We start from the raw sequence: 9,422 nt of genomic DNA, 5'->3' as shown, positions 1-9,422 counted from the left end.
ACACCGCCCTTCACCCCGGGCCTCCTCACGAGTCGTCTCATGAGGGAGGTGCGCATGCCCCACCAGCGGTGGCATACGTCCATGAACGAATCTGAGAGGAGAGCCGCAATCTGAAGAGCTCGCGGTGGTGAGGTTCGCTGGAGCCGCAGCTGTGTCAGGCCATCGGCTATGGCTTCAGAGCCTGGGGCGTGCTTGCAGGCAGCGACGCCTTCTCATGGCCTGAATGTCAGCCCCGAGCACTACCCTGGCTTCACGACGTGATATGCCCAAGACCCTCACGACGTGCAGATGCAGAAGAGCTGAGGAAGGTGCGCCGATGGTCTTGCCGCTCGTTCCTCTGATAATCGTCGTGGTCACCGCAGCTACCGGCACAGCGGGCGTGGGCACGGGAGTCTGGGGCGGCGCACAGATCGCTCGCGCCAAGAAGGACATGAAGACGCAGGCTGAGCTGTATGAAGCTCGCTATGCTGCGCATCTCGGGAAGACCGAGGAAACGAACCTCATCTTTCAGACTCTTGGCCGTTCGCAGGAACGCGCGCAGCATGAAGTCATCTACCGAATGAAGGACTTCCTGGAGCGAAACGCCAAGCAGGTGAAGGCGCACGAGCACTTGATCCTCGACGGAGTCGACGGGTCAAGTCGGCACGTTGTTGGCCTCACAAAGCTTGAGGCCGATGTCGCTGGTTGGGTCCGCGGCGTCGTGGGCTCAACCATCGTCGGTGTAGCGACCCCCACGGCGATCCGCGCAGGGGTAATTCAGCTCGCGACAGCGAGCACTGGCACGGCCATTACCGGACTGAGCGGCGCGGCGACGACAAGTGCGACATTGGCCTGGCTCGGTGGTGGCGCGTTGGCGGCGGGCGGCGGCGGCATGGCGCTTGGCGCTGTGATGCTCAACGTTGCAGTCATTGGCCCCAGCGCCCTGGTCGCGGGGATGACAGTCAAGAACCGCGGCACGAAGGCGAAGACTGAAGCTGAGAAGCACCGCACGGATGTTGAGATCGAGATCGCCAAGTTGGACGCGCAGAATGAACTACTCCGCGCCGTCAATGCCAGGGCCAACGAATTGGACCACATCCTCATCCGTCTCACCGATGACGCGACCGTGTCGATGGACACTCTGGAGTCGGAGCCGTTCGATATGGAGCGGTACGCAGAGCGCCTTCAGAGGGCGCTCATCCTCGTGAAAGCCGTCCGAGATGTGGCGACTGCGCCAGTCGCTGATGAGCAGGGCAACCTCGACCAACAAACTGAGGAACTCGTCCTCAAGTACCGCAACATGAGCAAGGAGACGGCCGATGGCTACTGAATCTGGAACGGACAAGGGCAGCATCGTGCCGTCCAACGCGGGTGACGTCATCTTCGCCGCCGTGAGCAAGATCAGCGCGGTTGATGCACTTGGCGCTCTGACGCAGTTGGTCAATGCGACCCGCGAGACGATCAAGATTCACGAGGTGGAGAGCACCAAGCGCGAGAAGCTCAGGACTTACAGGGAGACTGAGGTTGCCCGCATCCAGGCGTCCGAACGTGTCCTGAAGGACTATTTCGACCGCATCTTCGAGGAACGCAAAGAGACTCACCGACAGCTCTTCGCCGGCCTCGACCTGGCGCTCAAGTCCGGAGACGTCGCCGCCATGCAGGCTGTCATCGGCGGCATCGTGGAAGTCGCCCGAACCTCTCCGCTCGCGAACCTCGGCAATCTCGCGGAGTTGCGCGCAGCGATGGACGACCCGGACGCCGTCTTCGAGTTCTGAGCTTCGTAGGAGGATTCAAGCGCGACGGTCCCGGTCATTTTCCGGCACCGTGATTGAGGACGTCCAAGAAGCTGTCGCAAGTCATCTATCCGCGTCGTCCACGGTGCCGCCGAATTGACGGAACCGTCCGGCTTCCCAAAGTTTGGCTGGCCGACTCCTCGTACGGTGGTGGCAAGTTGACACCGCCTGTAATCCCGAGGCTCGGGCTTCGTGGTGCGCCACCACGGTGGTGTCGATTCGGCACAACCGGAGGTCTTTCGCGGGGGTGCCGAATCGACACCCCCGTCGCCGAGCCTCGACCCGGGCACCGCTGTCCGGCCGTCTCCGGTCGACCTACGGTGGTTGAGATTCCACACCGCCGCCGCACGCTCATGGACTTGTGGTGCAGGTACACTACCTCTCCTCTCGCACAGGCGCAAGGCTTCGGTGAGAAGGTACGCGGCGCCTCCCGCGCAACCGGCGAGCCGCATGACTCACGTCCCAAGGATCGTGTCGAGAATGTCGGCGGTGACGACATCAACTTGCTCGGCCGTGATGACGTAGCTGTTGCGGGTGACCATCTCGTTCGCGTGCCCGAGCAGTCGTGACGCGATCGTGAGTCCGGCCGCGCGCTCCACGAGCGTCGCGGTGGTGCGCCGGTAGATGTGCGTCGAGTACTCCTCCACCTCGACACCGAGGCGCACGAGCTCATCGCGGTTATCGTCGATGAACGAGCGCAGTAGACGCTCGTAGTTCGACACGCTCATCGGCTTGCCAGTCTTCGTCCGGAACAGCAGCGCCTCCGGTCCTTTATCCGCAAGCGCGAGTCGGCGCCGCACCGCGTCGGCCGCAAGAGCAGGGAGGGCGACGCGACGACGTTGGCGGGCGCGCTTCGGGGCGTTCTTCCGCTGGACGCCCTGCACCTTGTTCTGGATCACGGTGCCGTCGATCAGGATCGTCGGCGGGGCGGTGGTCATATCCACGTCACAGCGGCGCAGGCCGATGCACTCCCCCACGCGGGCGGAGGTGCCGAGCATGATGTCCATCCCGTCCACGAGCGCCCGCCAGTTCGGGCGCGGCCCCATGCCCTCCGTCTCGCGCCAGCGGGTCATGAGGTCGCGGATCGCCTCGATCTGCTGCGGAGTGAGCATCGCGGTCTTCTTCTCCGGCGTGGGCAGTCGGGTGACGTCGCGCACCGGGTTCGTCGGGATCGCGTCGTCGCGCACGGCGAACCCGCAGATGAGCGAGAGCACCGAGCGCGCCTTTCGTGCTGCGGAGACGCCCCGGTCGGCAAGGAGGTTCTGGATGATCCGATCGCAGCGGCCGACCGTGAGCGCCTCCAGCGCGACGCCGCCACAGACGGGGACGAGCGTGAGACGGACCGTGGTCTCGTAGTTCTCATACGTCGACCACGACAGCGTGCCGTTCTCGGCGCGCACCTTCACCGTCGGCAGCCACGCCTCCGCCGCCTCCTGGATGGTCGATGCAGCGGTGACGATGGCCTTCGTGTGCGTCGTCAGCGTCTTCGCGCGTGACAGCAGCTCCTCGCGGGCTGCAGCTTCGGTGGCGGCTTCGGCGCGGAGCTGCACCAGCTCGCCGGAGTCGTCGCGCATGCGGGCGCGTGCCCGCCACTTGCCGTTCGCGAGTTGGGTCACCTGTACCTGGCCGACCTCGCCCGCGGCGATCTTCGGCCTAGCCATGGCGCTGCTCCCGCGCCCAGGCGAGTACGTCGTCACGGTCGTACTTCACGTGTCGGCCGAGCTTCAGCCACGGCGGCCCTGACTTCGTGAGCCGCCAGCCTTCGAGCGTGCGCCCGGGCACCCCCAGCAGAACGGCGACCTCAGCCTGAGTCAGGAAGGCGGGCTCGACCTCGATGCGTGCATGAGCTTCCATGCCAGACAGGTGCGGAGCACGTACCCACGCGAACGAGCGGGGCCAAATGCGTACCTCATCGGCAGAGACGACCGCGAAACGCGCCCGGTGGGGGTTTCTGGTCACCAATCTGGTCACCAGACGCCAGATCGGGCCACTCGACGGAGTGAGGAGGGAGCCGGACTTCCTAGAGAACTCTAGCGATTCTAAGCTGGGGTACCTGGACTCGAACCAAGAACAACTGAACCAGAATCAGCCGTGTTGCCAATTACACCATACCCCAAGGGCCTCGGCCGGAGCCGTGCACCGAGGGTCAAGTCTAGCCGAGTCCGGCGGGGCGGCCAAACGCGGGCGGCCGCCGTGGTTGGCAGCCCGAGTCAGACTTCGACGACGACGCCCGACTGCGCCGGACGGATCCACGCTTCGAGGTCGTAGCCCTGTCGCTCGGCCTCGGCGAGGAACTTCGCCTCGACGTCGTCAGCGATCCGCGGCTCGCGACTGAGCAGCCACAGGTGTTCGCGGTCGGGCGTGCCGACCAGGGCGTGGCGGTACTCGTCGTCGACCTTCAGCACCCAGTAGTCGGCGCGAGTGAACGGGATCCACCGCAACCCCTGCGGCAGAAAGCTCACCCGCAGCCGGCCGGCGTGCTCCTCGTCGGGAACCGCCTCGCCGACCGCCTGCGTCGGCTCGCCCTTCTCGTCGATGCAGCGGTTGTCGACGGTGATCGTGCCGCCCTCGTTCAGCGAGTACTCCGCGGTCACATCGACAGCTCCGTCGTCTTCGAAGCGCAGCGGCAGCCGGCCGACCTCGAACCACAGTCCGAGATACCGCGCGAGGTCGAAGTCCGGCACCGAGTGCACGTCAGACATGACGCCCCCTTCGGTCGATCCTCAAGCACAGCCTACGTCGGCGGGCCAGCACCCCCAGCGCCAACCCGCGCGCACGGTGTCCAGCGACCTCATAGCCCGCACCTGCCGAATGCCACCCGGACGCGAACTACCGTGACCACGTGACAACCGCGGCCGCTCCCCCGCTGCCCACGACGCCGGCACGTGTCTGGGCGCTGCGTGCTCCGCGCGCCCTGTGGTCATGCGGCGTCGGCGTGCTGGCGGTGGCCGCCCTGATCGTCACCGGCTGGGGCGTCGGCGGGTCGATGTCGGACTACTACGGCTCGATCGCCCTGTCGATGAGCCAGAACTGGTCGAACTTCTTCTTCGGCGCGTTCGACCCCTCCGGCACGGTCACGCTCGACAAGATCCCCGGCTCGTTCTGGATCCCCGCGCTCTTCATCCGCGTCTTCGGGTTCTCGCCGTGGGCGACGGTGTTCCCGAACGCGCTGGCGGCCGCGGCATCCGTCGTCATCGTCGCCTTCAGCGCACGGCGCTGGGCGGGCCCCACCGCGGGACTGATCGCGGGCGCGGTCGTCGCGACCACGCCGATCCTGGTCGCCGTCGCGCGGTCGAACCAGCCCCAGATGTTCTTCGTGCTGACACTCGCGCTCACGGCGTGGGCCGCGACGAGAGCGCTCCAGCGCAGGAGCCTCGGCTGGCTGGTGCTGGCCGGAGTGTTCATCGCCGCAGGCTTCCACACGTACATGCTCGAAGCATGGGCGGCGTGGCCGGCGCTGGCGGCGGCCTACCTGTGCACCCGGCAGACGTGGTGGCGGCGCCTGCGCGACCTCGCGATCGCCGGGTCGACGAGCCTCGCCCTTTCGCTCACGTGGATCGTCGCGGTCTCGCTCATCCCGGCATCCGACCGCCCCTACATCGGCAGCACCGTCTCGAACAACCCGTGGGAGATGGTGTTCGGCTACAACGGCCTCGGCCGGTTCGGGCAGGCCACCGCCGACGAGGCGGCCTACCTCTCGTTCACCCCGCGCTTCTCGGGCGACCCGTCGCCGCTGCGGCTGCTCAACGACGCGCTCGCCGCGCAGATCGGTTGGATGCTCCCGGTCACGGTGGCCGCGATCGTCGTGCTCTTCGTGCTGAGGTTCCGCCGACCGCTGCTCGTCTTCGGCGCCGTGTGGTTCGCCACGTTCGCGGTCATGTTCTCCGTCGTCGCGGGGATGCACCAGTTCTACACGTCGGCCCTCGCGGTGCCGATGGCACTGCTGATCGGCACCGCGTTCACGGTGGCACGAAGGCGCCGATCGCTGTGGGCGCAGCTGATCCTGCCGGGCACCGCCGCGGTGACGGCGCTCGGCATCAGCATCGTCGCCTCCGTCGGCGCCGGCTTCTCGCTGCCGGTGGCGCTCGTGCAGCTGGTCGCCGCCGCTGTCGTGGTCGTGCTGGTCCTCAGGGAGCATGCACGACGGCTACGGATGCCGGTGACCACAGCGATCACCGTGATCGCGCTGCTGTTGACCCCGGCCGCGTGGTCGGCCGCCACGATCGGCACGCCCAACTCCACGAACCCGACCGCGGCCGGCGTCTCCGCGTCCGGGTCGAGCGGCTCGGCGACGCGGGGCTCGGCGCCCACCGGGACCACGCGCGGCGGGGGGCGGAGCCAGGACGGGAACGGGCGCGACGGCGGCGGTGGAACGACCCAGCGCGGCGGCGGTGGAACCACCCAGCGCGACGACGGCGGCGGGACCACCCAGCGCGGCGGCGGTACCCAAAGCGGCAGCGGGACCACCCAGCGCGGCGGCGGCGGGCAGGGCTCCACGGCATCCACCATCGCGTGGCTGCAAGAGCACCGCGACGGAGCCTCGTACCTCGTCGCGGCGTTCGGGGCGCAGACCGCAGCGGGCCTCATCATCGCGTCCGGCGGCGAGGAGGTCCTGCCGATCGGCGGGTTCAACAGTCGCGACCCTGTTCCCACGCTGGCCGAGTTCGAGCAGCTGGTCGCGTCCGGCGCGGTGCGCTACGTGCTGGTCTCCGAAGGCGCGGGCTCCATGCGCGGCGCCGATGGCGACTCCACCAGCAGCCAGATCCGCGCGTGGGTGCTGGAGAACTGCGCCACCGCGACCGACGCGCCGACGACCACGCTCTACTCCTGCGGAGCGTGACGGCGCACGAGGGCCCCGAGCCGGCGGATCGACTCGGCCTTGCCGAGCAGCTCCATCGACTCGAACAACGGCGGCGAGACCCGCCTGCCGCTGACCGCGACGCGCAGCGGACCGTACGCGACGCGGGGCTTGAGGCCCAGCCCCTCGATGAGCGCACCTGACAGCGCCTCCTGCACGGCTGCGGCGGTGAAGCCCTGCTCGGGAACGAGTTCCAGCGCGCCGACGGATGCCACGAGCACCTCCCCCGCGTTCGAAGGGAGCGCGGCGACGGCATCCGCCTCATACTCCACCTCGTCGCGGAACAGGAAGCCCAGCAGACCCGGCGCATCGCCGAGGAGCTGCATACGTTCCTGCACGAGGGGCGCGGCGGCGTCCAGCATCGCCTGCTGCGCGGCCGACGGAGGCGAGGAGACCAGCCCGGCCGCGGCGAGGTACGGTACGAGCCGCGCGGCGAAGTCGGCGGGCTCGAGCATGCGGATGTGGTCGCCGTTGATCGACTCGGCCTTCTTCTGGTCGAAGCGGGCCGGGTTGGGGTTGACGTCGACGATGTCGAACGCGTCGATGAGCTCCTGGCGCGAGAAGACGTCGCGATCGGCCGAAAGCGACCAGCCGAGCAGCGACAGGTAGTTGAGCAGGCCCTCGTGGATGAAGCCCTTCTCGCGCTGCAGGAACAGGTCTGCCTTCGGGTCGCGCTTGGAGAGCTTCTTGTTGCCGGTCTCGCCGAGGACGAGCGGCATGTGTCCGAAGCGCGGCACGAAGGTCGTGACTTCGGCGTCGATGAGGGCGCGATAGAGCGCGAGCTGACGGGCCGTCGACGGCATGAGGTCCTCGCCGCGCAGCACGTGCGTGATGCCCATGAGCGCGTCGTCGACCGGGTTCACGAACGTGTACAGAGGGATGCCGCCGGCCCGCACGATCACGAAATCGGGGAACGATCCGGCCGGAAAGGTCACCTCCCCACGGATCAGGTCGACGTAGGTGAGATCCTCGTCCGGCACGCGCAGGCGCCACGCGGGCTCCCGGCCCTCGGCGCGGAACGCGGCCCTCTGCTCGTCGGTGAGGTCACGGTCGAAGTTGTCGTAACCGAGCTGCTTCGCGCGCCCCGCGGCCTCGTTGCGCGCGTCGATCTCCGCCGCGGTCGAGTACGACTCGTACACGGTTCCGCTCGCGATGAGCTTGTCGAGCACGCCGCGGTAGATGTCCGCGCGCTGCGACTGGCGGTACGGCGCGTGCGGCCCGCCCTTCTCCACACCCTCGTCCCAGTCGATCTCGAGCCACGTGAGCGCGTCGAGCAGCTGCCGGTAGCTCACCTCGCTGTCGCGCGCGGCATCGGTGTCCTCGATGCGGAACACGAGCGTGCCGCCGTTGTGACGCGCGTACGCCCAGTTGAACAGCGCCGTGCGCACGAGCCCGACGTGCGGCAGGCCCGTCGGCGAGGGGCAGAAGCGGACGCGGACGTCGGCTCCGGAGGCGGTCGTGGTGCGGGGATCGGGTGCAGCAGGCATCCGCCCCAGTCTAATTCGCGACGGATGCCGCGACCGCCCGGTCGTCCCCGCCCAGATCACCGCGGGGCGACGCGGGCGGTCGGAGCCAGCGCACACACCGCGACCACGATCACGAGCGCGCTGATCGCCAGGCCCCCGTACCCGATCGCGCCGAGGACCACGCCGGCGAGCGCGGCGCCGACCGCCGCGCTCAGGGTCATGATCGTGTCGCTCAGGCCCTGACGCCGCGGCCGCAGCAGCGTCGTGGTGCTCTCGGTCAGCAGCGCCGCCCCGGCCACGACGGACGCGCTCCAACCCAGCCCGAGCAGGAACAGCGCGATCACGACGGCGACCGGCTCATGCGGCCAGCTCGCCGCGGTGCCCAGCGACGCGGCGAGCACGGCCTGGCCCACCAGGATCGTCGGAGTGCGCCCCCAGCGATCGGCTATCACGCCGAACACCGGCGAGAGACCGTACATGCCGAACACGTGCAGGCCGAGCGTGATCCCGATGAGGAGATCCACGTGCCCGCCGGTCAGGTGCAGCAGATGCACCGGAGTCATCGCCATCACCGCGGCCATCACCACGTGCGAGCCGGTCACCGCGAAGATCGCATAGCGCGCGGTGCGCGGGTTGTCGCGCTCCACGATGTGCTCGCGCGCGGCCTCACCGCTGCGCGCCAGCCGTTGCGCGGTCAGGAGCGGGTCGGGCCGCAGCGCCACCAGGTAGAGCACGAGTGCCAGCACCTGCGCGACGACAGCGAAGGCGTACGCGCCGGTGAGCCGCGGCATCCCGATCACCGCACCCAGCGCCTCGCCGGGCGAAAGCAGCAGCGGGCCCACCACGCCGCCGATCGTGGTCGCCCACACCACCACGCCGAGATCGCGGGCCCGGCGGCCGGTGGCCGAGAGGTCGGTGGCGGCGAACCGCGACTGGAGGTTGCCGGCGTTGCCCGCACCGATGAGGATCACCCCCACCAGCAGCAGCGGGAACGAGCGCACCGAGGCGGCCAGCAGCACGATGGCGATGCCGACCAGCGAGAAGATGTTGCCGAGAGTGAGGGCGACGCGGCGACCGCGACGGGCCGCCAGACGAGCGAGCGGAATGGCGCACAGAGCCGCACCGAGGGTGACGGCTGCCACGGACAGACCCGACAGCGACTCCTCCCCCGACACGTCCGCGGCCAGCAACGCGCCGAGCGACACTGTCGCGCCGAACGCGATGCCGCCGAGCACCTGCCCCGCGGCGAGGGTCCTGACGGTGCGCCGCTGGACACGGGCGACCTCCGCAGCGGTCACGGACGAGGCCGGCACCTCTGTGTCACGC

The 9,422-nt window shown here is 68.7% G+C and carries 8 protein-coding genes and 1 tRNA gene; 3 read left to right on the top strand and 6 right to left on the bottom strand.

Annotated features, from left to right (window positions below; translation table 11 throughout):
• The first annotated feature begins 316 nt into the window (after nucleotides 1-316).
• Nucleotides 317-1,309, top strand: coding sequence for a hypothetical protein (locus QM641_RS01925; RefSeq protein WP_415112915.1), 993 nt, complete (start codon nucleotides 317-319; stop codon nucleotides 1,307-1,309).
• Nucleotides 1,299-1,754: a hypothetical protein gene (locus tag QM641_RS01920; protein ID WP_415112913.1), complete on the top strand. Its 456-nt coding sequence runs from the start codon at nucleotides 1,299-1,301 to the stop codon at nucleotides 1,752-1,754. The genes QM641_RS01925 and QM641_RS01920 overlap by 11 nt, the downstream gene beginning before the upstream one ends.
• Before the next feature lie 473 nt (nucleotides 1,755-2,227).
• On the opposite strand, the gene QM641_RS01915 is transcribed toward QM641_RS01920, so the two are convergent.
• The 4 genes from QM641_RS01915 to QM641_RS01900 form a co-directional block, all read right to left on the bottom strand.
• Nucleotides 2,228-3,433, bottom strand: coding sequence for a tyrosine-type recombinase/integrase (locus QM641_RS01915; RefSeq protein WP_415112911.1), 1,206 nt, complete (start codon nucleotides 3,431-3,433; stop codon nucleotides 2,228-2,230).
• Nucleotides 3,426-3,626, bottom strand: a complete 201-nt coding sequence (locus QM641_RS01910; protein WP_415112909.1) for a helix-turn-helix transcriptional regulator — start codon at nucleotides 3,624-3,626, stop codon at nucleotides 3,426-3,428. Before QM641_RS01910 ends, QM641_RS01915 begins: the two co-directional genes overlap by 8 nt.
• 190 nt (nucleotides 3,627-3,816) lie before the next feature.
• Nucleotides 3,817-3,888, bottom strand: a tRNA-Gln gene (locus QM641_RS01905).
• A gap of 94 nt (nucleotides 3,889-3,982) precedes the next feature.
• Nucleotides 3,983-4,474 (bottom strand): lipocalin family protein, encoded by a 492-nt coding sequence (locus QM641_RS01900; protein WP_415112907.1) that lies wholly within the window; start codon nucleotides 4,472-4,474, stop codon nucleotides 3,983-3,985.
• A gap of 140 nt (nucleotides 4,475-4,614) precedes the next feature.
• Here QM641_RS01900 and QM641_RS01895 point away from each other — a divergent pair, with 140 nt between their 5' ends.
• Nucleotides 4,615-6,612, top strand: a complete 1,998-nt coding sequence (locus QM641_RS01895) for an ArnT family glycosyltransferase (protein WP_415112905.1) — start codon at nucleotides 4,615-4,617, stop codon at nucleotides 6,610-6,612.
• Here QM641_RS01895 and gltX read toward each other — a convergent pair.
• Both gltX and QM641_RS01885 read right to left on the bottom strand, forming a co-directional pair.
• Nucleotides 6,594-8,117, bottom strand: coding sequence for a glutamate--tRNA ligase (gltX, locus tag QM641_RS01890; protein ID WP_415112903.1), 1,524 nt, complete (start codon nucleotides 8,115-8,117; stop codon nucleotides 6,594-6,596). The genes QM641_RS01895 and gltX overlap by 19 nt on opposite strands.
• A 56-nt stretch (nucleotides 8,118-8,173) precedes the next feature.
• Nucleotides 8,174-9,394, bottom strand: coding sequence for an MFS transporter (locus tag QM641_RS01885; RefSeq protein ID WP_415112900.1), 1,221 nt, complete (start codon nucleotides 9,392-9,394; stop codon nucleotides 8,174-8,176).
• Nucleotides 9,395-9,422: the final 28 nt, after the last annotated feature.

Origin of the sequence: Microbacterium sp. (assembly GCF_047605725.1) — a bacterium.
Classification (GTDB): domain Bacteria; phylum Actinomycetota; class Actinomycetes; order Actinomycetales; family Microbacteriaceae; genus Microbacterium.
This window is presented reverse-complemented; position numbering and strand designations above follow the sequence as displayed.

Excerpts from the sequence above, each read along its gene's own strand:
- QM641_RS01915 (WP_415112911.1), bottom strand. The coding sequence starts at position 3,433 with ATGGCTAGGCCGAAGATCGCCGCGGGCGAGGTCGGCCAGGTACAGGTG.
- gltX (WP_415112903.1), bottom strand. The coding sequence starts at position 8,117 with ATGCCTGCTGCACCCGATCCCCGCACCACGACCGCCTCCGGAGCCGAC.
- QM641_RS01900 (WP_415112907.1), bottom strand. The coding sequence starts at position 4,474 with ATGTCTGACGTGCACTCGGTGCCGGACTTCGACCTCGCGCGGTATCTC.
- QM641_RS01920 (WP_415112913.1), top strand. The coding sequence starts at position 1,299 with ATGGCTACTGAATCTGGAACGGACAAGGGCAGCATCGTGCCGTCCAAC.
- QM641_RS01925 (WP_415112915.1), top strand. The coding sequence starts at position 317 with ATGGTCTTGCCGCTCGTTCCTCTGATAATCGTCGTGGTCACCGCAGCT.
- QM641_RS01910 (WP_415112909.1), bottom strand. The coding sequence starts at position 3,626 with ATGGAAGCTCATGCACGCATCGAGGTCGAGCCCGCCTTCCTGACTCAG.